The 20,840-nt window shown below is 59.4% G+C and carries 25 protein-coding genes and 2 tRNA genes; 17 read left to right on the top strand and 10 right to left on the bottom strand.

The window, feature by feature from the left end:
* The first annotated feature begins 6 nt into the window (after nucleotides 1–6).
* Nucleotides 7–1,050: an aldo/keto reductase gene (locus tag ATO10_RS11695; RefSeq protein ID WP_035251670.1), complete on the top strand. Its 1,044-nt coding sequence runs from the start codon at nucleotides 7–9 to the stop codon at nucleotides 1,048–1,050.
* 227 nt (nucleotides 1,051–1,277) lie between these two features.
* On the opposite strand, the gene ATO10_RS11690 is transcribed toward ATO10_RS11695, so the two are convergent.
* Nucleotides 1,278–1,351, bottom strand: a tRNA-Cys gene (locus tag ATO10_RS11690).
* 155 nt (nucleotides 1,352–1,506) lie between these two features.
* Here ATO10_RS11690 and ATO10_RS11685 point away from each other — a divergent pair.
* The 3 genes from ATO10_RS11685 (at nucleotide 1,507) to ATO10_RS16020 (ending at nucleotide 4,593) form a co-directional block, all read left to right on the top strand.
* Nucleotides 1,507–2,160 carry a protein-L-isoaspartate O-methyltransferase family protein gene (locus ATO10_RS11685; RefSeq protein WP_035251668.1) on the top strand — a complete coding sequence of 218 codons (654 nt, stop codon included), beginning with the start codon at nucleotides 1,507–1,509 and terminating at the stop codon, nucleotides 2,158–2,160.
* A 57-nt stretch (nucleotides 2,161–2,217) separates the two neighbouring features.
* Nucleotides 2,218–3,597: a TolC family outer membrane protein gene (locus ATO10_RS11680; RefSeq protein ID WP_337588307.1), complete on the top strand. Its 1,380-nt coding sequence runs from the start codon at nucleotides 2,218–2,220 to the stop codon at nucleotides 3,595–3,597.
* Nucleotides 3,598–3,675: 78 nt separating this feature from the next.
* Nucleotides 3,676–4,593, top strand: coding sequence for a hypothetical protein (locus ATO10_RS16020; RefSeq protein ID WP_051598115.1), 918 nt, complete (start codon nucleotides 3,676–3,678; stop codon nucleotides 4,591–4,593).
* A 72-nt stretch (nucleotides 4,594–4,665) separates the two neighbouring features.
* Here ATO10_RS16020 and ATO10_RS11670 read toward each other — a convergent pair whose 3' ends face one another.
* Nucleotides 4,666–4,986, bottom strand: coding sequence for a DUF6280 family protein (locus tag ATO10_RS11670; protein WP_035251662.1), 321 nt, complete (start codon nucleotides 4,984–4,986; stop codon nucleotides 4,666–4,668).
* A 225-nt stretch (nucleotides 4,987–5,211) separates the two neighbouring features.
* Here ATO10_RS11670 and efp point away from each other — a divergent pair, with 225 nt between their 5' ends.
* Nucleotides 5,212–5,775: an elongation factor P gene (gene efp / locus ATO10_RS11665; RefSeq protein WP_035251660.1), complete on the top strand. Its 564-nt coding sequence runs from the start codon at nucleotides 5,212–5,214 to the stop codon at nucleotides 5,773–5,775.
* Nucleotides 5,776–5,781: 6 nt separating this feature from the next.
* Here the strand turns inward: efp and ATO10_RS11660 are convergent, their stop codons facing one another.
* From ATO10_RS11660 to ygfZ, 4 genes are all read right to left on the bottom strand, one after another.
* On the bottom strand, nucleotides 5,782–6,474 hold the full coding sequence (locus ATO10_RS11660) for a helix-turn-helix transcriptional regulator (RefSeq protein WP_035251658.1): 693 nt from the start codon (nucleotides 6,472–6,474) through the stop codon (nucleotides 5,782–5,784).
* Entirely contained in the window at nucleotides 6,474–6,857 is a 384-nt protein-coding gene (locus ATO10_RS11655; protein WP_035251656.1) for a VOC family protein, read from the bottom strand. Before ATO10_RS11655 ends, ATO10_RS11660 begins: the two co-directional genes overlap by 1 nt.
* A gap of 63 nt (nucleotides 6,858–6,920) precedes the next feature.
* Nucleotides 6,921–7,727 (bottom strand): fructosamine kinase family protein, encoded by an 807-nt coding sequence (locus tag ATO10_RS11650; protein WP_081806509.1) that lies wholly within the window; start codon nucleotides 7,725–7,727, stop codon nucleotides 6,921–6,923.
* On the bottom strand, nucleotides 7,720–8,460 hold the full coding sequence (ygfZ, locus tag ATO10_RS11645; RefSeq protein ID WP_035251654.1) for a CAF17-like 4Fe-4S cluster assembly/insertion protein YgfZ: 741 nt from the start codon (nucleotides 8,458–8,460) through the stop codon (nucleotides 7,720–7,722). The genes ATO10_RS11650 and ygfZ overlap by 8 nt, the downstream gene beginning before the upstream one ends.
* Before the next feature lie 197 nt (nucleotides 8,461–8,657).
* Here ygfZ and ATO10_RS11640 point away from each other — a divergent pair, with 197 nt between their 5' ends.
* On the top strand, nucleotides 8,658–8,984 hold the full coding sequence (locus ATO10_RS11640; protein ID WP_035251652.1) for a hypothetical protein: 327 nt from the start codon (nucleotides 8,658–8,660) through the stop codon (nucleotides 8,982–8,984).
* A 256-nt stretch (nucleotides 8,985–9,240) separates the two neighbouring features.
* Here the strand turns inward: ATO10_RS11640 and ATO10_RS16235 are convergent, their stop codons facing one another.
* Together ATO10_RS16235 and ATO10_RS11630 are read right to left on the bottom strand one after the other, a co-directional pair.
* On the bottom strand, nucleotides 9,241–10,083 hold the full coding sequence (locus ATO10_RS16235; RefSeq protein ID WP_081806508.1) for an SRPBCC family protein: 843 nt from the start codon (nucleotides 10,081–10,083) through the stop codon (nucleotides 9,241–9,243).
* The gene (locus ATO10_RS11630; RefSeq protein ID WP_035251651.1) at nucleotides 10,076–10,402 is read right to left on the bottom strand and encodes an ArsR/SmtB family transcription factor; all 327 of its coding nucleotides are present in this window, start codon (nucleotides 10,400–10,402) and stop codon (nucleotides 10,076–10,078) included. Before ATO10_RS11630 ends, ATO10_RS16235 begins: the two co-directional genes overlap by 8 nt.
* Before the next feature lie 104 nt (nucleotides 10,403–10,506).
* Between ATO10_RS11630 and ATO10_RS11625 the strand changes: the two genes are divergently transcribed.
* On the top strand, nucleotides 10,507–10,956 hold the full coding sequence (locus ATO10_RS11625) for an MmcB family DNA repair protein (protein WP_035251649.1): 450 nt from the start codon (nucleotides 10,507–10,509) through the stop codon (nucleotides 10,954–10,956).
* Here ATO10_RS11625 and ATO10_RS11620 read toward each other — a convergent pair.
* Nucleotides 10,940–11,140 carry a DUF6324 family protein gene (locus ATO10_RS11620; protein WP_035251648.1) on the bottom strand — a complete coding sequence of 67 codons (201 nt, stop codon included), beginning with the start codon at nucleotides 11,138–11,140 and terminating at the stop codon, nucleotides 10,940–10,942. The two genes, ATO10_RS11625 and ATO10_RS11620, sit on opposite strands and share 17 nt — an antisense overlap.
* Nucleotides 11,141–11,242: 102 nt before the next feature.
* On the opposite strand from ATO10_RS11620, the gene ATO10_RS16715 reads away from it, so the two are divergent.
* Together ATO10_RS16715 and ATO10_RS11610 are read left to right on the top strand one after the other, a co-directional pair.
* A complete protein-coding gene (locus ATO10_RS16715; RefSeq protein ID WP_035251645.1) occupies nucleotides 11,243–12,145 on the top strand; it encodes a helix-turn-helix domain-containing GNAT family N-acetyltransferase in 903 nt (300 codons plus the stop codon).
* 60 nt (nucleotides 12,146–12,205) lie between these two features.
* Nucleotides 12,206–12,282: transfer RNA gene (locus ATO10_RS11610), tRNA-His, on the top strand.
* 166 nt (nucleotides 12,283–12,448) lie between these two features.
* Here ATO10_RS11610 and ATO10_RS11605 read toward each other — a convergent pair.
* Nucleotides 12,449–14,419 carry a TonB-dependent hemoglobin/transferrin/lactoferrin family receptor gene (locus ATO10_RS11605; RefSeq protein ID WP_035251643.1) on the bottom strand — a complete coding sequence of 657 codons (1,971 nt, stop codon included), beginning with the start codon at nucleotides 14,417–14,419 and terminating at the stop codon, nucleotides 12,449–12,451.
* Between the two features lie 306 nt (nucleotides 14,420–14,725).
* Here ATO10_RS11605 and ATO10_RS11600 point away from each other — a divergent pair, with 306 nt between their 5' ends.
* The 8 genes from ATO10_RS11600 to tolA are packed head-to-tail and all read left to right on the top strand — an operon-like array spanning nucleotide 14,726 to nucleotide 20,776.
* Nucleotides 14,726–15,778, top strand: coding sequence for a hemin-degrading factor (locus ATO10_RS11600; protein WP_035251641.1), 1,053 nt, complete (start codon nucleotides 14,726–14,728; stop codon nucleotides 15,776–15,778).
* Complete coding sequence (locus ATO10_RS11595; protein ID WP_035251640.1) at nucleotides 15,775–16,614, top strand: heme/hemin ABC transporter substrate-binding protein; 840 nt, start codon at nucleotides 15,775–15,777, stop codon at nucleotides 16,612–16,614. The genes ATO10_RS11600 and ATO10_RS11595 overlap by 4 nt, the downstream gene beginning before the upstream one ends.
* The gene (locus tag ATO10_RS11590; protein ID WP_035251637.1) at nucleotides 16,614–17,687 is read left to right on the top strand and encodes a FecCD family ABC transporter permease; all 1,074 of its coding nucleotides are present in this window, start codon (nucleotides 16,614–16,616) and stop codon (nucleotides 17,685–17,687) included. Before ATO10_RS11595 ends, ATO10_RS11590 begins: the two co-directional genes overlap by 1 nt.
* Nucleotides 17,688–17,690: 3 nt before the next feature.
* Nucleotides 17,691–18,485 (top strand): heme ABC transporter ATP-binding protein, encoded by a 795-nt coding sequence (locus ATO10_RS11585; RefSeq protein ID WP_035251635.1) that lies wholly within the window; start codon nucleotides 17,691–17,693, stop codon nucleotides 18,483–18,485.
* Between the two features lie 2 nt (nucleotides 18,486–18,487).
* Complete coding sequence (locus ATO10_RS11580; RefSeq protein ID WP_238323491.1) at nucleotides 18,488–19,159, top strand: MotA/TolQ/ExbB proton channel family protein; 672 nt, start codon at nucleotides 18,488–18,490, stop codon at nucleotides 19,157–19,159.
* Nucleotides 19,160–19,163: 4 nt separating this feature from the next.
* On the top strand, nucleotides 19,164–19,541 hold the full coding sequence (locus ATO10_RS11575; RefSeq protein WP_035251632.1) for an ExbD/TolR family protein: 378 nt from the start codon (nucleotides 19,164–19,166) through the stop codon (nucleotides 19,539–19,541).
* Complete coding sequence (locus ATO10_RS11570; protein ID WP_035251631.1) at nucleotides 19,538–19,927, top strand: ExbD/TolR family protein; 390 nt, start codon at nucleotides 19,538–19,540, stop codon at nucleotides 19,925–19,927. The genes ATO10_RS11575 and ATO10_RS11570 overlap by 4 nt, the downstream gene beginning before the upstream one ends.
* 21 nt (nucleotides 19,928–19,948) lie before the next feature.
* Nucleotides 19,949–20,776: a cell envelope integrity protein TolA gene (gene tolA / locus ATO10_RS11565; protein ID WP_051598114.1), complete on the top strand. Its 828-nt coding sequence runs from the start codon at nucleotides 19,949–19,951 to the stop codon at nucleotides 20,774–20,776.
* Nucleotides 20,777–20,840 lie beyond the last annotated feature (64 nt).

Below are 20,840 nucleotides of genomic sequence, written 5' to 3'. Positions count from 1 at the left end.
ACAGTTATGAAATACACAACACTTGGCCAAAGCAGCATTGAAGTATCCGAAATTTGCCTGGGGTCGATGACCTGGGGCACGCAGAATACTCTGGAAGAAGGCCATGCCCAGATCGACATGGCACTGGATCACGGGGTCAACTTTATCGACACTGCCGAGCTTTACCCGGTGAACCCTGTCAGCGCCAAAACACGCGGCCTGACTGAAAGCATCATCGGGGAATGGATCGCCAAGACCGGGCGCCGCAACGACATTGTCATCGCAACGAAGATCGTTGGGACAGGCTCGGGCGTGGTGCCCGGTGGCCCAGAGATTTCCGGCGCCCGCATCAAAGAGGCGTTCGACGAATCTTTGCAGCGCCTGAAAACCGATGTGATCGATCTCTATCAGTTTCATTGGCCCAACCGTGGCTCTTACCACTTCCGCCAAAACTGGAAGTATGACCCTTCGCGCCAGAACCGGGCCGAGGTGATGGACCATATGAATGAAGCGCTGGAAGCCCTGCAAGGCTTGGTGCAGGCGGGCAAGCTCCGGGCCTTTGGCCTTTCGAATGAAACGGCATGGGGCACGTCACAGTGGCTGAGACTGGCGCAGGACAAAGGGCTTCCCAGGGTCGAAAGCATCCAGAATGAATATTCTCTGCTGTGCCGGATGTATGATCTGGATCTGGGAGAACTATCCCACCACGAACAGGTGACCTTGCTGGCCTATACGCCGCTGGGCGCGGGGCTGCTGACCGGTAAGTACGATGGGGATGTCACGCCCGAAGGTACGCGGCGCGCAATCAACCCTGACCTTCACGGGCGCATTACCCCAAATTCGATGGCGGCAGTGACGCGCTATTTGGACGTGGCGCGCAAACACGGTCTGGACCCTACCCAGATGGCGATTGCATGGACGCTGACCCGCCCCTTTCCCATCGTCCCGATCATTGGGGCGACCTCAACCGCGCAGCTGCAAACCGTGCTGGGCGCCGCCGACATCAGCCTGTCGGATGAGGTGCTGAAAGACATCAATTTGGTCTACAAAGAATACCCAATGCCGTTCTGACCTGACGTCGAACAACAACATGAAAGCCCCGGCATTTGTCGGGGCTTTTTATGTAATTTGTCCCCGGCGCTACACACGCTCGCTAACAAATGGACTGGAAACTCGCAGCCACGTACCGCAGACAGAATGCCGGGTTCGTAATGCTACATGTCCGATGCGATTCCAGAATCAGATAGGTCCAAAGCCTGAAATGTGGCTATATTTTTCTGATAAATGAAGGGGTTTATTGGAGGCGAGTACCGGAATCGAACCGGTGTACACGGATTTGCAATCCGCTGCGTAACCACTCCGCCAACTCGCCGAAGTGGCGGTGGAATAGCCTATGCTTTCAGCGGGCGCAAGCACTTGAATTGGGGGATGCGCTTAAGCATGCGACAAGTTGGCTCTCTGGTTGCTCAGCGGCTCGATCTGTGGCATGACAAACGCATATCAAATTGGACTGAAGGGTTTAGTTACATGGCTGATTTCGCCACGCGTCGCAGAATGATGGTTGATACGCAGGTGCGCCCTTCGGACGTTACCAAATTCCCGATCATTGACGCGATGCTTTCAGTGCAGCGTGAAATGTTCGTCCCTGCGGAAACGCGCGAAGCGGCCTATGTCAGCGAAAATGTCGGTTTGGGTAACGGACGGGTTGTTCTGGAACCGCGCACGCTGGCCAAGATGTTGGACGTTCTGGACATCCAGCCCGATGAGCTGGTGTTGGATCTGGGCTGTGGCCTTGGCTATTCCTCGGCTGTGATCGCCCGTTTGGCAGAAGCCGTTGTCGCAGTGGAGGAAGACGCCTCCATGGCCTCAGAGGCGCAGGATCTTCTTTCTCAGGCGGGCATTGATAATGTTGCCGTGATCGAAGGCGAGATGGCCGCAGGCGCATCGAAGCATGGCCCTTATGATGTGATCACCGTACAGGGGGCGGTTGAGCATATTCCTGACGCTGTGACGGATCAGTTGCGTGACGGTGGCCGCATCGTGGCCTTGTTCATGGATGGTGCGCTGGGTGTGTGCCGGATCGGATACAAGATTGACGGCGTGATGAACTGGCGTTTTGCATTCAATGCAAGTGCCCCGGTCTTGCCGGGATTTGAGCGCCAGCGCGCGTTTGTGCTGTAGGAAATATTGAACGGGTGAAAAACGCCCGCATATAAAGCTTAGTTGAGGCGAGAGCGAATGCAGATGACAAAGACATTCAGAACGATGTTGGCGGGGGTTTGCACAGCAGCCTCTGTCAGTTTGAGCGCCGGCGCGCCGGTTCAGGCCGAGACCCTGACCGATGCGATGATCCTGGCCTATAAAAACAGTGATCTGCTGGAACAAAACCGCGCGCTGCTGCGGGTGCAGGATGAAGGTGTTGCCCAGGCCGTGGCGGCGCTGCGCCCCGTGTTGGCATTTGCGGCTTCAGCCACCGAGGTCGATTCTGACAACCCCCTGCAAGATGGTTTCAACAAATCGCTTTCATTGAACGGATCGTTGACCCTGTTTGATGGCGGCAGCAATCGCCTTGCCATCGAGGCCGCAAAAGAGTCTGTACTGGCGACCCGCGCGACGCTTTTGGGCGTCGAGCAAGCCGTTTTGCTGAATGCAGTTCAGGCCTATCTGAACGTGCGAAGCTCCAGCGAGAATGTCTCGCTCGGGTTTAACAACGTCCGGGTGATCACCGAACAACTGCGTGCTGCGAAGGACCGGTTTGAAGTTGGCGAAGTGACCCGCACAGACGTATCGCTGGCAGAGTCACGATTGGCCTCGGCGCAAAGTTCGCTTGTCACATCGCAAGGCACCTTGGCGAGCGCGCGTGAGGCCTATCGCCTGTCAGTTGGCAAGTACCCGCCCGCCGTCCTCACGGGGACGCCGCGCGTGCCCAAATTGCCGGGATCGCTCAAGGAAGCTTCGTCCATCGCGCAGCGCAGCCATCCCGATCTGGATGCGGCGCAACGTCAGGTGACCATTGCCGAGCTGAACATGCTTCGTGCCCGATCGGCCAGGGGGCCTTCCTTGACCGGTACCATCAGCGTCGGTGAAACCAATGGCGTCGATTCCAGCTCTATCGGGCTGAACTATAACCACACGCTCTATGCTGGCGGCTCGCTTGTGTCGTTTGAGCGTCAGGCCCTGGCCAACCGCGAAGCCGCGCTGGCATCGCTTCATCTGACGTCGCGTACTGTCGATCAGGGCGTGGCCAATGCATGGGCCGAATTGGCCGTGTCGCGTGCTCAGCTCGAAGCCAGCCTGAAACAGATCAGCGCCGCGCAGCTTGCCTATGATGGCACGCGCGAAGAGGCCCGGCTTGGGTCGCGCACCACGCTGGACGTTCTGGATGCTGAACAAGAGCTTCTGAACGCTCGTACATCACGTGTGACAGCCGAAGCTGCCCAGTATGTTGCCTACTATAGCGTGCTGGAATCGATGGGCCTTCTGACGGTTGAGCATCTTAATCTGGGCATCCCGACCTATGACCCTGCGGCGTATTACAACGCGGTGAAATCCGCGCCGGTGCGCTCGGTTCAGGGGCAGCAGCTGGATAAGGTTCTAAGAAGCATCGGTCGCGAGTAACGCTTTTATTACGATGACTGGTTCCATTTGTTGTGTGAGGGGGCAGGCCGCGCTACTATCCCCGGTAAAGGAGGGCGCATGTCTGACCCGATAAAACAGATGGAGATTGAGGATGTATTGTCCTCTATCCGGCGGCTGGTCGCGGACGAAGTGGCTGAGCGCGCTGTGCCCGAAGCTTTGAAAGTTGACGACGACCTGCTGGATCAGGTCGAAGTCAGCCCTGCAGAAGCTGCTGAAGATTCTCCCACCGAAAAGTTGGTGCTGACCGCTGCGCTGCGTGTTCCGGAAGCTGCTGGCGAAGAAGATGCGGCCGAATCTGACGAGGCCCCTGAAGCGCAGGAATCAGAGACAGCTGAGGCCGAAACCGACGGTACCGATGACGCCCCCGCGATGCCTGAGGCCGAAGAGGCATCCGAGGAGGAAGCGCACGAGGGCCACACAGAGCCTGAGGCCACCGATGCGGATGAAGAAGCACCTGCAGATACCATCCCACAACAGGCGCAGGCCGATGCTTGGGAGGAGATATCTCTGGAGGACCGGATCGCTGAACTTGAAGCAGCTGTCTCCGACCGTGACGAAGACTGGGAGCCGGATGGCAGCGAAGAGATGCAGGCCGAGGACATTCAGTTCACCTCGTTGCGCGCGTCTTTCAGCGAGGTAAAGGAAACCCCGCAGGAACCTGTGGAAGACCACGTGGCCGATGACACGGTCGCAGAGCCCGCGGCGCAGGAGGAGGATGCAGCAGCTTCAAGCGCGTCAGAGGCCCAGACCGAGGCTGAGGCCGAGGAGGCGCAGGAGGCGGCTCAAGACGAGGGTGCTTCGAACATGTTCGATGAAGAGTCGGATGTGATGGACGAAGAAATGCTGCGCCAGCTGGTTACAGATATTGTGCGCGAGGAGTTGCAGGGCACGCTGGGGGAGCGGATCACGCGAAATGTACGCAAGCTGGTGCGCCGCGAAATCAACACGCTGCTGGCGACCCGCGATTTCGACTGATCGGGTAAGCCTTTAACAGAAAACAAAAAACGCGCCGTGATGGCGCGTTTTTTCGTTTGGTTCGGGCTGCAATTAAGCGGCTTCAGCCTGCTCTTGCATCTGGCGACGTTCGGACTCTTCCCGCGACAGCGCAACCGAGGTCCGCACGCCTTTCGAGACAAACTCCATCAACCCGCCGACCACGCGTTCATTGGGGTCGATGCCAGCGCAAGACAACACTTCACGGCCATCGCGCGAGCGCGCCCAGCGGGCGATCTGCTCGGGGCCGTTGCCATACTTTTTGTCATCGGCAATAGCATCATCCAACGCAGCCAGAACAACTGCGGCGAACAATTTTCGGGCACGGTTGCCCTGTTCGTGGTTGAAAGCTGTGCCGTCAACAAAATCAGCCATTGGCGTTTCCTTTTATTCTTGCTCTTGCATTTCGGTGCGTTTTTTGGCGTTGGGCGAATATGACGTTTTTGCGTCGATTCGGTATCCCTCATTAGGAATGCCTCCTATGCTCTCAGCGCATAGCTCGCGAAGCCCGTATCCGCCTCTGCTCGCCTTGCCACAGGGGGGTGGGCAAGATATAGGGTTTTCAACTTCTGGATCAAGAATGCGCCAAGGGAATAAGCTATGCCCAAGATCAACGGCAACGAAATCCGCCCCGGTAACGTGCTGGAGCATAACGACGGTCTGTGGGCCGCTGTCAAAGTCGATCATGTGAAGCCCGGCAAGGGCGGCGCTTTTGCGCAGGTCGAGTTGCGCAACCTGCGCAACGGCTCGAAACTGAACGAACGGTTTCGCAGCGCCGACAAGGTCGAGCGTGTCCGTCTGGAACAGAAAGATCAGCAGTTCCTGTACGAAAGCGACGGCATGCTGGTGTTCATGGACACCGAAACCTACGAACAGATCGAACTGCCCGCCGACCTGCTGGGCGATCGCCGCCCGTTCCTGCAAGATGGCATGACCATTGTGGTTGAATTCTACGATACCGAAGCGCTGAACGCGACCGTGCCGCAGAAAGTGACCTGCAAGGTTGTCGAAACCGAGCCGGTTGTCAAAGGCCAGACCGCGGCCAACAGCTTTAAGCCAGCTATTCTGGACAATGGTGTCAAGGTTATGGTGCCGCCCTTCGTGGGTCAGGACGAAGACATCATCGTCAACACTGAAACCATGGAATACGCCGAACGCGCTTAAGGGCGGTCAAGCGTGCCAGTTTTCACGCTCTAGATATTCATAGAACGCGGTCAGATCCTGGCCGCGTTCGTGTTTTATGGGGCCAAGTTCGTGTAGATCCTGAATCCGATCCAGTCGGAACATCCTGAAATCTGCGCGCAGCTCGCACCAGGCGATCAGGGTCCAGACCTTGCCCCAGAACCACAGACCCAGCGGGCGGATGTTTCGGCGCGTCGGCTTGCCCTCGGCATCGGCGTAGTCGATTGACAGACGCTGGGGGCCGTTTACCGCTGTTTCCACCCGATCCAGCAGCGCGCGCAGCTCATCCGGCATCTCAGGCATGTTCATCGCGTGAACCTGCACCCGCGTGGCACGGTCGCGGGCGGCGTCTGGCAACACGGCGTCGATTTTCGACAATGCGTTTTCGGCGGCGCGGGCCATGTCCAGCCCACCCCAAGCCTTGATCATCCGGGCCCCTGCGACCAGCGCGGCGATTTCATCCTCGGTGAACATCAAGGGCGGCAGGTCATAGCCCGCGCGCATGATATAGCCAACCCCGGCTTCGCCTTCGATTGGAACCCCCGAGCCAATCAGATCCGCGACATCGCGATAGATCGTGCGCTCGGATACTTCCAGCTGTTCAGCCAGATCGCGCGCAGTCAGCAGCCGACCGCCGCGCAGATACTGCACGATCTGAAACAGGCGGTCGGCGCGGCGCATCAGGCGGCCGCGGGCTGGAACAGCCCGATGGAGTTGCCATCGGGGTCCAGCGCATAGGCAAAGCGCCCGGGCGGGATGGTGATGACGGGGCTGACCTCTTCGCCGCCATTGTTCACGACCCGGTCCATGGCGTCTTCAACCGTATCAGGCACGCACAGATGAACCGTCGGACCAGTGCCTTTGGCAGGAGGCTTTCCCGGATACAAATGCCCGGCCACGCCCTGCTCATCCGCCGAAGAGATCATCCCAACAGGGTTCGGGGGCATGGAGCTGTCAATCTTAATGTCAAAGTCAAACACCGTTTCATAAAAGGCTTTTGCCTTTTCCAGATCAAGCACCGGCAGTTCGATCCAGACGGTGGGGTTTTGCGGTTTAAAGGGCATGTTGAACATCCTTATTGGGTTGCGATGCCGCCTTCATGACATACCCCTCCTGACAGCATTCTGTCAGGAGCCGACAGCCTTAAGCCGTTTTTCCACCATGTCACGGTAGCCAGCGCCAAACAGCCGCAGATGCACCAGCGCGGGCCACAGCTGATACAGCGCGCGCCGCATTTGCCAGCCTTCGGGCAACGCCCCATAGGAGTCTATGAATTGTGGTCCGGGCGCCCCGAACAGGTGTAACATCGCCAGGTCGACCTCGGCGTCGCCATAGTAACAGGCCGGGTCAATCAGCTTGCCCCCCTGCAGGGTAAACAGAACATTCCCTGTCCAAAGGTCGCCATGCAGCAGGCTGGGCGTGGGATGTGCTGGCAGCAGGTCGGGCAGGCGCTTGTTTAGCGTTTCAAGTCGTTTCACAACGTCGCCGGGCAAGTCAGGGGCAAGGGCCAAAAGGCGTTGCTCTCCCCAGAAATCCGGCCAGCTGTGGCGCGGGGCATTGGGAATGATGGCCGGGCCAAAAGCATAGTCCTGCTCCCAGCCATAATGCGTGCCCATAGTGTCGTGAAGCTGGCGCAAGGCGCGCCCAAGACTGGCCCAGCCCGACGGATCAGCCGGGACTTCCTGTTCCAGCGTCATGATCAGAACATCACCCTGCGTGGCCAATACAGTGGGGCAGGGGGCGCCGCTTTGGGCGATGGCGCGCAACATGCGGGCCTCGGCATCGACATAGGCGCCAAGTTTGATCGCGACTGTGCGCCCATCTGTCAGGTCGACTTTGTAAACCTCGGACAGATCACCGCCGTGCAGCGGGGTGAACCCGGTGACAGGTTGGCCCATAAGCCGTTCAACCTTGTCGAGCAGGCCTTCAGCCATTCCAAGTTACGGTGGCGTCTGCCGCTTGCATCGGACCCTTGGCGCGATCAAACCGCAGATAAGCAATGGCACGATCACCAACGCAGGTGTGCAGCGTGCCGACGGCCTTGCCATCTGCGGTGATCGGTGTGCCCGGCGCGGCATCGCCTTGGAGCGTAACCGTGGTGAAACCCTTGCGAAGCTCGGTCTTGTGTTTCATCCGGGCGGTGACCTCTTGCCCAACATAGCACCCTTTGCGGAAGTCGACGCCGTGCAGCCGTTCAAAACCCGCTTCCAGAATGTAGCTGTCTTCGGTCAGCTCGGTGCCTGTGGCGGGGATGCAATGGGCCACCCGCAGCGCGTCCCAGTCCACCTCGGACCCGACGACGGGCGTATCGCCATAGAGCCGCCATCCCAATGCTTCGTGCCGGGGGTCTGGTAGGGCTCCGTCCGGGGCCTCCTCGATGCCGCAGCTGACGGTGAGGTCTGTCGCGCGCAGGGTAACATCGGCGCGCAGCTTATACATTGTCAGACGCTGAACCAGCGCAGGGGCGCGATCTGCGGCGACATCCAGCCAGATCGCATCCGGGCGTGCAATCATAAAGAAATCGAACAGGTACTTGCCCTGCGGTGTCAGTAGCGCGCCATAGCTGATCCCGCCGGGTTCCGGCAGGGCATTGGTGACAAGGCCATTCAGAAAATGGGCGTGCTCGGTCCCGGTAACTTCGATAACGGTCCGGTCTGTATAAGACATGCGAGGCTCCTGTTGCGCGATGTGTAGTATAGGAAGCCCACAGGGCAGGGCCAAGCCATTGCCGCCTCTAACGGGGTGCTGATTTTTCGTGCACATCAGCGCGGGAAGGTGCCAAAGCCCCCCTGCGACAGTGTATACTCTTTGCCAAAAGTGGCAGCGCGCTTATCGTTAAGGGGAAGCACAGGAGGACCGGAATCTTGCCGCATCTCGTTCGTCTTTACATCAAACAAGTCGTGATCGGGTTCGCCCTTTCGGGGATTTTCGTCGCCGGGCTGCTTTGGTTCAATGTTGCAAACCTGTGGCATCTGGTGTCCAGCTCAAGCGCCGGGGTTTTGGCCGTGCTGATGATGTTCGTATTCAACGGTATCGTGTTTTCGGGCGTGCAGTTTGGCATCGTGATTATGCGCATGGCAGACAGCGGCCCCGACGACACAGGGGGCAAGCGTCAGCCCGAACCTGTCCGCCAGCATGCAACCGTTCCCGTCCCGGTGCGTGGCGATCCACGCGCGATGCGCCGTTTCTGAGCGGTCTATCTGATCTATGAAAAAGGGCGGCCCTTAAAGGCCGCCCGTTTTGATTGTGGCGGAACCACCAAGCAACCGTAGAGGTGTGTATTCCCGAGGACCTGTATATACAGGTGGGTGCCAGGTAACGAGGCCAGGACCACGACAGAGCCAGCTCCCTCGGAATTGCTTAAGGCCACCGGAATGTACCCTCGTGTACGCGAAGGGCAGAACCGCCTAGGCCGGACATAAGCCGCCCCGCCTGACGGATCAAGGGTCAGCTGAGTTCAGGGCTTGGGGATTGACCCGAAAGATGGGCCTTTAGGCTGTTCTCAAAGAAATGCTGCCAGCCGCGGCTGCACACATCATGACAGGCCAGATCGGCGTTCAACCCCTGATGGGTCAGCATCACGCGCGCTCCGCTTGGGTCAGGGCGAAGGTGCCAGATCAGGCGGGTGCCTTCCCATTCGGAACTGTCTTCAATCCCTTCGATGATCATATTGGCGTCGGTGCACAGCCAGCGAAACCCGTCATTCGCATCACCGCCCTCAAAGGCAAAGCTGGCGTGGCTGTTGTTGAATCGAACGGTGACGCCGTCATCGATGCGCTCGACCCGGTTGGTCCACCAGATATCCATCTCATCGAAAATAGCGCGCTGGGCTTGGGCTGGCGTCGTGGGCACGGTAATCATCGCCATGTAATCGCCGCCGGTCTGGGCCAGAATTTGGAGGTTGCCGACAAAACCGTGCCAGCCTTTGTCCAATGCCAGCACAAGCCCAAAACCCTCGGCGCTTTGTGGCAGGCCTGAATGCGTCAGGCTCAGCCTTGTGCCGCCCGGCGCGTCCTCGAGATGCCATTCAACAGTGCTTAAGGCGCCGTCCATTGGGCCGACGGTAAAGGACCATTTCATATAGCTGTGCGGGGTCATTTCCAGAACTTCGCCCCAACACATCTTGTCGCCATCTCGGCTGTTGCGCAGGGTGTAAGGTTGCCCGGTCTGCATCGGGGCATCTGCTGGATGGAACCATTGTTCCAGCTTCGCGGGCTCGGTCAGAAAGGCCCAGACGGTGGCGCGATCGGCGGGCAGGAAGATGGATTTTCGAATGATCGTGTCAGTCATCTTGGGCCTCAAACTGTTGAAGGGCGGTTTTAAGGGCGTCCAGACGGTCGTCCCAGAACAGGTCAAATGTGGCGATCCAGTCGATGACTGGCGTTAGCCCTTCGGGGCGGAACTGGTTGATACGTTCGCGGCCCTTGGTTGTGACGCTGATCAGCCCGCCATCGGACAGCACGGTCAGGTGTTTTTTGACGGCGGCGCGGGTCATATCGAACTGATCCGAGACCTCGGCGATGGACATGTCTGCCTTTGTCAGCAGGTGCAGGATGTCGCGCCGGGTCGGATCCGCCAGAGCGCGGAATGTATCTTGAGGGGCAGGCATAGAGCCTCCATAAATAAAACCATAAGGTATCATATTAATTGAGTACCAAATGGTATCATGTCAAGGGGCTTGATTTATGTTCATGAATTGTTCACCCTTTCTGCATGGCGACCCAGATGACACCCGGACAGACTCTTGCGCGCGGCGTATGCCGCCATTTGCGCGGCTACAACTTTGTCACGATTGAAGAATTCGTGCCCACAGCAGGGCTGCGTGTCGATGTGATGGCCCTTGGCCCGAAAGGAGAAGTCTGGGTGATTGAATGCAAATCATCCCGCGCCGATTATCATTCTGACAACAAATGGCAGGGATATCTGGAGTGGTGTGACAGGTATTTCTGGGCCGTGGATGAGGCTTTCCCGACCGATCTGTTGCCGCCCGACTCGGGGCTTATTCTGGCAGATGGCTATGGGGCCGAGATCATGCGCATGCCCAGCGAGGCCAAACTGGCAGCAGCGCGGCGCAAGAAACTGACGCAGATGTTTGCCCGTCACGCCGCGCTCAGACTTCAGGCGCTGCGGGACCCGGGCGTTGGGGTTAACGGGATTTCTTAGTCCCGACCGCGCGGGCGCGCGCTGCTGCGGCTTTAATCTCTTCGGCAATCTCGTCGGCTTCATCCGGGTCGAAATCAAACGGCAGTTCCATGCCCTCTGCTTCGACGTAAAGGCGCACCATGCCCTCGGACGTGGGGCCGATCTGCAGATTTGCAGCGATTTCGCTTTCGTTGTTGATGCCCATGACGGTCTCCTGACTGGATTTTTGTCAGGTATCGCGCAGGGGCGGAAAGGGCAAGCCTGATAAAGCTTGACGTAGTCAAGCAAATGCCCGCCATATGTTGCTATGGACACCATCGACCGCATCCGGGACTTCAACCGTTTCTACACCGCCCAGCTGGGGGTTTTGGAACGTGGGTTTCGGGGGTCCGGTCGGTCGCTGGCCGAAATTCGCATCCTATACGAGGTTGGTACCGGTAAGGAGGTCACCGCCCGCGCGCTGGCAAATCAGATCGGCATGGATGAGGGCCAGCTAAGTCGCACCGTGTCCAACTTGGAGCGCGATGGCCTGTTGGAGCGTCGCGCCAACCCTCTGGACGCGCGAAAGCGGGTTTTGGCCCTGACCCGGCAGGGGCAGGCGGTGTTGGCGCAGATGATCAAGCTTTCACGTGCTTCGATCGGGCAGCAGGTGGCGCATCTGTCGCCCTCTCAACGGCAGGATATGGCCACGCAGATGGAGCGAATCCGCGCCGCGATGACAGCGCCTGCGCCGGTGCTGGTTCGGGGTTTGCAGCCGGGCGATATTGGCTGGCTGTTGCAACGTCACGCCGAGCTTTACAAGGAAAGTGACGGATTTAATGCCGAGTTTGAGGTTCTGGTCGCTGAGGTGCTGACCGATTTCGCGCGCAGCCATGATGCCACCCAAGAACGCGCTTGGATCGCGCATCGTGGTGCGCAACGGTTGGGCTCTGTCTTTTGTGTGAAGGGCGATGCGCCGGATGAGGCCAAGCTGCGCTTGTTTATGCTGGAACCCGCGGCGCGCGGGCTTGGGCTGGGGAATCGGATGCTGGATATGTGCATCCGCTATGCCCGCGATCGGGGCAATAAGCGCCTGACGCTGTGGACCCACGAAAGCCATCGCGCCGCCTGCGCGCTCTATGCACGGCACGGCTTTCGACTGACCGCCACGCAGGCGGTGCATGATTTCGGGGTGGATCTGGTGCGGCAGAACTGGATGTTAGAATTTTAGCCAAAGCACCCCAAAGCCCCTTGCATTGCGCTACGCCCGCCTGTAAATCGCGTCGTCAGTGCCGCCTTAGCTCAGTAGGTTAGAGCGCTTGATTGTGGATCAAGAGGTCTCCCGTTCGAACCGGGAAGGCGGTACCATTCAAATCAGATTTGAAGCCTAGGGCGACGTATCGGAGAGATGCGTCATAAGGCTTTGTGTCTGCCCCTTTTGCCCCTTCGGCCGCGTGTGACAGCGCAGGGGCAATAAAAAACCGCCGCGCAGATTCAATCTGCACGACGGTCAGGACCGCAAGCATTATGCGCGTCAGAACGACCAGGTCGCCGAAATTTCCACCGTGCGGCCCGTTTGGGCAAGACCGTTGGGATAGATGGTGTAATTCTCATCGAACAGGTTATCGATGCCAAAGCGGATCACACCGCCGGCCATCGGACCGGTATCGGGCGCGTAGGTGGCATAGAGGTCAAGCAATTGGTAACTGCCGCCAATGGCATCACCCGCAGGCACCTTGTCTTGCGCCGCCGCAAATGTGGCCTGCGCGCCCAGTTCCCAGCCCTCCCAAGGGCGTAGACCTGCGTTCAGGGTCAGGCGGTCTTGGGGGATCGAACCCAGCCAGTCGCCGTCATCCCCGTGCCCGCGCGCGATGCTCAGCCCGGCCCTGGCGAACCAGCTTTGCGCGTCATAATCCAGCTCGGCTTCAAAGCCCCACAGCTGTGCGTCCACGTTGTTGGTGGTCGTGGTGCCTGCAAAGATGTCTACATTCTGCTCGATATAGTTCTGAACGTCGGCGTAGTAGGTGTTGACCGAGAACGTCAGTGTATCTTCGGCCTGCCAAATTCCGTTGCCCTCGAAACGGGTGCCCAGTTCAAGTTGGGTCGACTCTTCGGGTTCCAGATTGGGGTTGGGTACAAAGAAGTTGTCCGGGGGAAACGGTACACTGCCCGGGAAGTGCAGGCCATCATTGTACAGCTCGGTCAGAGAGGGCGCGCGGAACGCCCGAGCGATATTCCCATACACTTGCCAATTGTCATTCGGACGGTAGTTCAGACCAATCCGCGGCGACAAGAAGCTTTCGTCAACATCGGCCAGAGCGATATCGTTGGGATCACGCTGATAAATGTCATAGCGCAGCCCGGTGGTCAGATCCAACTGCTGTGACAGCTCGGTCGTGGCCTCGGCATAGAAGCCCATGGTCAGCGCTTCAGCCTCGGGGAAAGCCGGGCGGGTTGCGCCGTCTCGCAGACCTTTTTGCGAGTCCTCGAAGATTTCAAAACCATAGACCAGCTCTACCGGACGCCCTAAATCCAGACTGGTGCGGTTGGTGACGTCCAGACCAATTGTGTCATAGGTCGTTTCGTCCAGACGTGGTGCACTGATACGATCTTCGGTGATTTTCAGGGTTTCCCCATAAAACAACACTGACAGGTCCAGCCAATCCGAGTCAGATGGCGCATAGTCCCAACGCAGGCGCAGGCTGCTGACGTCAGAGTCACGGTCGACCACGGGGTTAGAACTGCTGTCGGTGTCGCTGGCATTTGCGGGCGTCAGGCCGGAATCTTCAAAGGCGGAATAGCTTAGTTCGATCCGGCTGTCGGGGCTTGCCTCAAACCCGATCTTGGCCATCAGGTTGTTTTGGTCGATGTCCGAGAAAGGCACCGCCGTGCCGCCACCAGCGTCCAGATTGTCGCCAATTTGCTGTGTGCCCAGGAACAGCAGGGCATCCCACGCCCCCCAGTCCCCAAACACCGCAGCCGAGCTTTTCAGAATCTCGCCATTCGTGCTGTAGCCCAAAGAGACCCGCGCGCCCGTGGTTTCTCCCGGTTCCAGCAGGTCCGCAACATCCCGCGTTTCGACCGAAATAACCCCGCCCAATGCGCCCGAACCATAAAGGGTCGATCCACCGCCCCGGATCACTTCAACGCTTTGAACCAGTTCCGGATCGATAAAGAACCGGCCCCGGTGCCCTTGGGTGAAATTGAAGCGCCCACCATCAAAACGCAGCACGATCTGATCGTCGTCAAACCCCCGGATGTTGGGAGTTTGCGAAATGCCGCGCGGCCCGCCGCCAATGGTCAGGCCCGGCACATTGCCAATGAGTTCATAAAAGTCACCAGCTTGCTTGGTCTCCAGCGCGTCCACCTCGACCACCGACACGGTCACGGGCGTATCCTGAAGTGCGCGCGGCGCACGAAACACCGAGTCTACATAGATCGTGTCCAGATCAATCACATCCTGGCCCAAGGCGGCGCTTCCGGCTGCGACCAGTGCGGTTGTCATTGTTAGAATTCTTCGACGCATTTTCATCCCCTTTTCAGTGCATAAGTTTGCCTGCCTGCCAAAGGGGTGGGTGGCGTAGTTTTCTGGCAGCTACCTATCTTTAGTAAAACTGTCAAGATAAGCCTTGCGGCACGGAAATCACTTTTGCCGGGTTGCCCGTCAGGCGCATTTTCGGCACAAATCTATTGTATCTGACAAAAAGAGTCAGTAATAAGCGGCCAGCAGCTTTATATGATCCAGCGGTACGACTCCGGTTTCGGTGCGTCAGCCAGATAACCTGACCCACTGAAATCTAAGGAGGCCCCGATGGACGCCACTGAACCGCTGTCATCTGTTGAGATTCGCGCCGAACGCGCGAAGAACCCCAAGATGCGGGATCGTGATTTTGCCACGCAACTGGGCATTCCCGAAGCCCGCCTTTTGGCGGCCTATGTCGGGCAAGGTGTCACGCGGATCACCGCTGATCTGGATGCGGTCATGCCTGCAGTCGGTCGGCTGGGCGACGTGATGGCCCTAACCCGCAACGAAAGTTGCGTGATCGAAAAAATGGGCGCTTATGCTGACTATCACTCGGGCCCCCTCGCTGCGATGATCCTCAGCCAAGAGATCGACATGCGGATGTTCCCGCGCCATTGGGTTCACGGGTTTGCTGTGGAACTTGAAACCGACGCCGGGACCAAACGTTCGCTTCAGCTGTTCGACGCCGCGGGTGATGCGGTGCACAAGGTCTTTCTTCGCGATGGTTCATTGGTGGAAAACTGGGCATCGGTTGTCCAAGACCTCAAGCTTGATAGCCAGAGCGATGAAATCACCTTCGCACCCCGCACCCCGGTCGAGTCGCCCAAGGCTGATCCAAGTCAGGCCGCCCAGTTGCGCGCAAATTGGGACAAGCTGACCGATACGCACCAATTCCTGCAGATGGTCCGCAAGATGAAGATGAACCGACAAGGGGCCTATCGCATTGCCGGGGCCCCCTATGTGCGCCCGCTGGCCGTATCGGCGGTTGAAACCTTGCTAAACCGGGCGGCTGACAGCGACCTAGAGATCATGGTCTTTGTCGGCAATATGGGTTGTATCGAAATTCACACGGGGCCGGTTCACGATATCCGCCCCATGGGCCCGTGGCTGAACGTACTGGACCCCGGTTTTAACCTGCACCTGCGCGGCGATCACATCGCCGAGGTCTGGGCGGTCACCAAACCCACGCGCCGGGGCCCGGCCATTTCTGTCGAAGCATTTCGCGAAGATGGGCTGTTGATTGCGCAGTTCTTTGGGGTGCTAAAGGGGGCGGATGGCGCCGCAGCCTGGAATGAACTTGTAGCCGACCTGCCCAGCCTCAAAGCCGAGGCCGTGGCATGATCCGTCTGGCAGCTTTGTGCGCGTTCTTGGCTGGCCCTGCTTTGGCTGATGCGTACCCCAATGCGCAACGCATCATTTCGGTCGGCGGCAGCGTCACGGAAATTGTCTATGCTCTGGGGGAGCAAGATCGGCTGGTGGGGCGCGATACCACTTCAAGCTATCCGGTGGCGGCGCGCGCTTTGCCCGATGTCGGCTATATGCGCCGCCTGTCGCCCGAAGGCGTGTTGTCCATCAACCCCGATCTCGTGCTGGCAGAGGAGGGGGCAGGCCCGCCCGAGACCATTGCGCTGTTACAGGGTGCTGCGTTGCCGATGGAGACCATCCCGGGCGGGTATGATCGAGACGCAGTTGGCGCCAAGATTTTTTCCGTTGCGCAGGCTCTGGGCGTGCCCGAAAAGGGCCGCGCGCTGTCGCAACAGGTTCTGGCGGAGATCGACGCGGCACTAACCGAGGTTGCGCAGCAAACCCGCCCACCTCGGGTGTTGTTTGTCCTGTCGATGCAGGGCGGGCGGATCATGGCTGCGGGCGCGAATACCTCGGCGCAGGGCATTCTTAATCTGGTCGGCGCGCAGAACGCCCTGAGCGGGGTTGACGGGTACAAACTTGTCACCGATGAGGCCATCGCAAATTCGCAGGCCGACGTGATCTTGATGATGGACCGCAACGCAGGCCGTCATCAGGCCGATGTTTTGCGACACCCTGCAATCCTGACCACCCCTGCCGGGGTAAACCAACGCCTGATCCGGATGGATGGGCTGAAACTTTTGGGGTTCTCCGTTCGTACCGGCACCGCCGTCCGCGAGCTGTCCGCTGCCTTGACGCAGGTTCAGGGCTGATGGCAGACCTTGTCGTTCATGCGGGGCTTCAGGCCCCCGGCAGCCGCGCAAATGGGGCCCGCCTTCTGACGCTCTTACTGCTTGTTGCCCTTGTCGGGGCGAGCCTGATGAGCCTTGCCATCGGGGCTTCGGGCACATCGCTGTGGCGGGCGTTCAATGATCTGGTATCCGGGCAAAGCCTGAGCCTGCGCGACCAAGTGGTTCTTTGGGACATTCGTGTGCCACGCACAGTTCTTGGCGTCTTGGTCGGGGCGTCTTTGGCGATGTCGGGCGCGGTGCTACAGGGGCTGTTTCGAAATCCACTGGCGGACCCGGGGATCGTTGGGGTTTCAAGCGGAGCAGGGCTGGGCGCGATATCGGCCATCGTCTTGGGCAGCTTTCTGCCCGCTGTTCTGGCTGAACGACTGGGGTACTATCTGGTACCTGTGGCCGCGTTTTTGGGTGGATGGGCCAGCACCTTGGTTCTGTATGGGATCTCCACCCGCAAAGGGCGCACGTCGGTTGGGACGATGCTGCTGGCCGGGATCGCTCTGGGCGCCCTGACAGGCGCGCTGTCGGGGATCATGGTCTATGTGGCCGATGACCAGCAGCTGCGTGATCTGACCTTTTGGGGCATGGGATCACTTGCCGGGGCGACCTGGACCAAAGTCATTGCCGCGACGCCGCTGATCATGGTGGCGATGCTGGGCACGCCGTTTTTGGCGCGTGCCCTGAATGGGCTGTCTCTGGGCGAGGCATCAGCCGCGCATATCGGCATTCCGGTTCAGCGGATGAAACGTTTGGCGATTCTGGCAGTGGCCGCCGCGACGGGGGCCTCGGTCGCGGTTTCGGGAGGCATCGGTTTTGTCGGGATTGTTGTGCCCCATCTGTTGCGGCTGATGGTTGGTCCAGATCACCGGTATTTGCTGATCAACTCGGGCCTTTTGGGCGCGGCACTCTTGCTGATCGCCGATGTGATCAGCCGCACCATCATTGCCCCCGCTGAATTGCCCATCGGGATCGTCACCGCGACTTTGGGGGGGCCATTTTTCCTTTGGATTTTGCTGCGCCAGCGCGGCCTTGTGGACATGTGATCAATGCTAGACGCCAAGGATATCACCGTTTCATACGGCGCTCGGGCGATCCTGCACGGCGTGGCGTTCACCGCCAAGCCGCGCCAGATCACCGCAATTGTCGGCCCCAATGGATCGGGCAAAACCACCCTGTTGCGCGCCCTGACCGGGGAGTGCCGCTTTGGCGGGCGGATCACGCTGAACGGCACGGATATTTCGCGCGCCAAACCATGGGAGCTATCGTCGGTGCGCGGGGTGTTGCCTCAGGCGATAGCCCTGGCCTTTCCCTTCAACGTGGCCGAAGTCGTCAGGATTGGATTGCAGCGTGGGCTAGAGGCGCAGGAACGCGGTTTGATATCCCGGGCGCTGGAGCGTGTTGGTCTGACCGGGTTCGCCGACCGTCTGTATCAGGACCTGTCAGGTGGTGAACAACAGCGGGTTCAACTGGCCCGCGTATTGGTGCAGGTCTGGCACCCCGTTCGCGATGGTCAGCCCCGTTGGCTGTTTCTGGATGAACCGGTTTCCAGCCTCGATATCGGGCACCAGCTGCAAGTGATGAACATCGCCCGGGATTATGCCGATCAGGGCGGCGGAGTTGTTGCGGTCATGCATGACCTTAACCTGACGGCAATGTTCGCCGATCAGATCGCACTGATCAGTAAGGGGCGGTGTCTGAAACAGGGTACGCCCGAGGCGGTGATGCAGAATGCCCTGCTGGGCGATGCTTATCACTGCAACCTGCGGGTCAACACCGCGCCCGTGCAGGGGGCTTACCTGCTTCCGCATACTGCCAGTCTGACAGTCGAAGAAAGAGGATGACTATGGCCGAGTTGCTTTCCCGTTGGGCAGAAGTGCAGGGGTTTCTTGCAAAAGGCGGCCCTGCCATTTGGGCGATCTCGGCGCTTTCCGTGCTGACGATGGCCCTGATCCTGTGGAAAATCTGGCGCTTGTTGCTTTTAGGGGCCTGGGCCGGGCAAACCACCGAACGCGCGGTGCGCTTGTGGGAGGCCGGACAGATTGAACCGGCCCAAACTTTGTTGCAGCGGCGCAAGGCCTTGCGCGCGACTGTTGCACGCAGCGCGATGGAAGTCCGCTTGAACGCCCATTTTACCAAGGAAGATGCCCGCGAAGAGATCACTCGGATCGCCAAAAACCAGTTGATCCATGCGCGTCAGGGTTTGCGTGCGCTTGAACTGATTTCAACCATCGCGCCACTGTTGGGGTTATTGGGCACCGTGCTGGGTATGATTGCCGCGTTTCAGACGTTGCAAGACGCGGGATCACGCGCTGATCCGGCGGCGTTGGCGGGCGGCATATGGGAGGCCCTGTTGACCACCGCCGCAGGGATGGCCGTTGCCATTCCCGCCGGTGTCGCCCTGACGTGGTTTGAAAGCGTCGCTGACCGGGCGCAGGCAGATATGGAAGACGCGATTACCCGAATTCTGACGCGCAGTCCGGACGTTCGCGTGCCGGTACAACAGGCTGCCGAGTAGCCCGATGCTTTTGTCCCCGCCAATCCGCCGCCGTGCTCCCAGTCTGACCCCGATGATTGACGTGGTCTTTCTGTTGCTGGTGTTCTTCATGCTCAGTGCGCGCTTTGGGCTGGAGGTCGAAATCGAACTGCCCCTGTCGGCCGCTTCGCGCGACGCATATCAGGGACCGCCGCGTTTGATTGATATCACGCCGCAAATGGTTCGCCTGAACGGGGTCGAGATGCCGTCTGGGGATTTGTTGCCGTCGTTGGCGCCCCTGATGCTGAGCCACGATGACATCATCGTGCTGCGCCCACGTCAGGATGCTGATCTGCAGCGCGTGATTGAACTGATGGAGCTGCTCACGGGGGCGGGCTATGAAACCTTGGTGTTGGTGCAATGACGTTTGAACTTTCCCGGCCAAAGCGCCGCGCGCCGCGCGAAAACTTTGTACCCATGATCAACGTGGTGTTTCTTCTGTTGATCTTCTTCCTGATGACCGCACAGGTCGCCCCGCCAGAGCCTTTTGAGGTCACGCCGCCGGACTCGGCCCAAGACACCCCGGCAGGGACGGGAACAACGCTGTTCGTTTCGGCAAAGGGTGATCTGGCGCTGAACGCGTTGCGCGGCGAAGCTGGCATTCTGGCCCATCTGCAGTCCCAAGAACCCGGTTCCGAACTGATCTTGCGGGCGGATGCGCGGGTCGCGGGCGAAACCATTGCCGCGTTGATGCCCAAGCTCGCTGCCGCAGGTGTTACCCGTCTGAAACTGATCTCTTCGCACAGGTGATGCATGCGCAGGATTGCAGAAATGATTGTCTTTCTGGGCGCGGCCTTGATGGCGCATCTAAGCGTCTGGCCCGAAGCCGATGAGGGAGCGATTCAATCTGGCGGGGTGGGGGGCGATGCGGTGCTGAACATCTTGGCGGCCAACGCCATGATCGCCAACATGGTCGATCTGTGGGACAGTCCCCCCCAAGTGACTCCGATTGAAGTCGCCCTTGCACCGCCCCAATTTGTTGCGTCCGATCCGTCGCCTCGGGTCACGTCCTCGCAGACTGATGCGCCATTGTTGCGTCCCCCGCAAGTAGCGCCCGTACCGCCGTTGCCTAACGTGCCAGATGCGCCGTCCTTGCCGGTGCAAAGCCCGTCGCCACCCAAGCAGCCAGTGCCACAGCCGCCAAGCCCAACAGTAGCGCCCAAGCCTGCGCCCGCCGCCCCCGAGACACCCAAAACGGCCCCCCAGAAAAAGCAGCCAGCGCCAGCATCTGCCGCGCAAAACGCCAAACGCGCCGCCGGCAGCGGCCAGAAACAAGCCGCAGGGGAGCAGGGCAAGGCGCAAGAGGCGACCCTATCGGACAAAAAGCGCGTTCACTTGATGTCGAAATGGGGCGCGCGCATACGCGCCAAGATTGCCCGCAAAATCCCCAAAGGTCAGGGCAAGGGAACCGCCATGGTGATGATCACCGTGGCGCCGTCAGGCGCTTTGATCTCTGCTAAAATCGCGGGGTCGTCAGGGGACCCCGAATTGGACAAGCTGGCGCTTGGCGCCGTGCACCGCGCCGCGAACTTCCCCGCCGCGCCAAAAGGCGTCGCCACGGGGGCGCAATCGTTTCGGTTGCCGCTTGTGTTCAAGTAACCCGGCTATACAGCTTTCGGGGCCAGAATTTTTCACCCGATCTGATCACGACTTCGTACATGCG

Origin of the sequence: Actibacterium atlanticum (genome assembly GCF_000671395.1) — a bacterium.
In the GTDB taxonomy this organism is placed as follows: Bacteria; Pseudomonadota; Alphaproteobacteria; order Rhodobacterales; family Rhodobacteraceae; genus Actibacterium_D; species Actibacterium_D atlanticum.
This window is presented reverse-complemented; position numbering and strand designations above follow the sequence as displayed.

What these genes read in the sequence shown, in the direction of transcription:
- ATO10_RS11600 (WP_035251641.1), top strand. Translation starts at nt 14,726, where the DNA reads ATGGACGCCACTGAACCGCTGTCATCTGTTGAGATTCGCGCCGAACGC.
- ATO10_RS11655 (WP_035251656.1), bottom strand. Translation starts at nt 6,857, where the DNA reads ATGCCCTTTAAACCGCAAAACCCCACCGTCTGGATCGAACTGCCGGTG.
- ATO10_RS11660 (WP_035251658.1), bottom strand. Translation starts at nt 6,474, where the DNA reads ATGCGCCGCGCCGACCGCCTGTTTCAGATCGTGCAGTATCTGCGCGGC.
- ATO10_RS11590 (WP_035251637.1), top strand. Translation starts at nt 16,614, where the DNA reads ATGGCAGACCTTGTCGTTCATGCGGGGCTTCAGGCCCCCGGCAGCCGC.
- efp (WP_035251660.1), top strand. Translation starts at nt 5,212, where the DNA reads ATGCCCAAGATCAACGGCAACGAAATCCGCCCCGGTAACGTGCTGGAG.
- ATO10_RS11630 (WP_035251651.1), bottom strand. Translation starts at nt 10,402, where the DNA reads ATGCCTGCCCCTCAAGATACATTCCGCGCTCTGGCGGATCCGACCCGG.
- ATO10_RS16020 (WP_051598115.1), top strand. Translation starts at nt 3,676, where the DNA reads ATGTCTGACCCGATAAAACAGATGGAGATTGAGGATGTATTGTCCTCT.
- ATO10_RS16715 (WP_035251645.1), top strand. Translation starts at nt 11,243, where the DNA reads ATGGACACCATCGACCGCATCCGGGACTTCAACCGTTTCTACACCGCC.
- ATO10_RS11605 (WP_035251643.1), bottom strand. Translation starts at nt 14,419, where the DNA reads ATGACAACCGCACTGGTCGCAGCCGGAAGCGCCGCCTTGGGCCAGGAT.
- ATO10_RS11650 (WP_081806509.1), bottom strand. Translation starts at nt 7,727, where the DNA reads ATGGCTGAAGGCCTGCTCGACAAGGTTGAACGGCTTATGGGCCAACCT.
- ATO10_RS11680 (WP_337588307.1), top strand. Translation starts at nt 2,218, where the DNA reads ATGCAGATGACAAAGACATTCAGAACGATGTTGGCGGGGGTTTGCACA.
- ATO10_RS11670 (WP_035251662.1), bottom strand. Translation starts at nt 4,986, where the DNA reads ATGGCTGATTTTGTTGACGGCACAGCTTTCAACCACGAACAGGGCAAC.
- ATO10_RS11620 (WP_035251648.1), bottom strand. Translation starts at nt 11,140, where the DNA reads ATGGGCATCAACAACGAAAGCGAAATCGCTGCAAATCTGCAGATCGGC.
- ATO10_RS11625 (WP_035251649.1), top strand. Translation starts at nt 10,507, where the DNA reads ATGGCGACCCAGATGACACCCGGACAGACTCTTGCGCGCGGCGTATGC.
- ATO10_RS11585 (WP_035251635.1), top strand. Translation starts at nt 17,691, where the DNA reads ATGCTAGACGCCAAGGATATCACCGTTTCATACGGCGCTCGGGCGATC.
- ATO10_RS11695 (WP_035251670.1), top strand. Translation starts at nt 7, where the DNA reads ATGAAATACACAACACTTGGCCAAAGCAGCATTGAAGTATCCGAAATT.
- ygfZ (WP_035251654.1), bottom strand. Translation starts at nt 8,460, where the DNA reads ATGTCTTATACAGACCGGACCGTTATCGAAGTTACCGGGACCGAGCAC.
- ATO10_RS11595 (WP_035251640.1), top strand. Translation starts at nt 15,775, where the DNA reads ATGATCCGTCTGGCAGCTTTGTGCGCGTTCTTGGCTGGCCCTGCTTTG.
- ATO10_RS11685 (WP_035251668.1), top strand. Translation starts at nt 1,507, where the DNA reads ATGGCTGATTTCGCCACGCGTCGCAGAATGATGGTTGATACGCAGGTG.
- ATO10_RS11580 (WP_238323491.1), top strand. Translation starts at nt 18,488, where the DNA reads ATGGCCGAGTTGCTTTCCCGTTGGGCAGAAGTGCAGGGGTTTCTTGCA.
- ATO10_RS16235 (WP_081806508.1), bottom strand. Translation starts at nt 10,083, where the DNA reads ATGACTGACACGATCATTCGAAAATCCATCTTCCTGCCCGCCGATCGC.
- ATO10_RS11575 (WP_035251632.1), top strand. Translation starts at nt 19,164, where the DNA reads ATGCTTTTGTCCCCGCCAATCCGCCGCCGTGCTCCCAGTCTGACCCCG.
- ATO10_RS11570 (WP_035251631.1), top strand. Translation starts at nt 19,538, where the DNA reads ATGACGTTTGAACTTTCCCGGCCAAAGCGCCGCGCGCCGCGCGAAAAC.
- tolA (WP_051598114.1), top strand. Translation starts at nt 19,949, where the DNA reads ATGATTGTCTTTCTGGGCGCGGCCTTGATGGCGCATCTAAGCGTCTGG.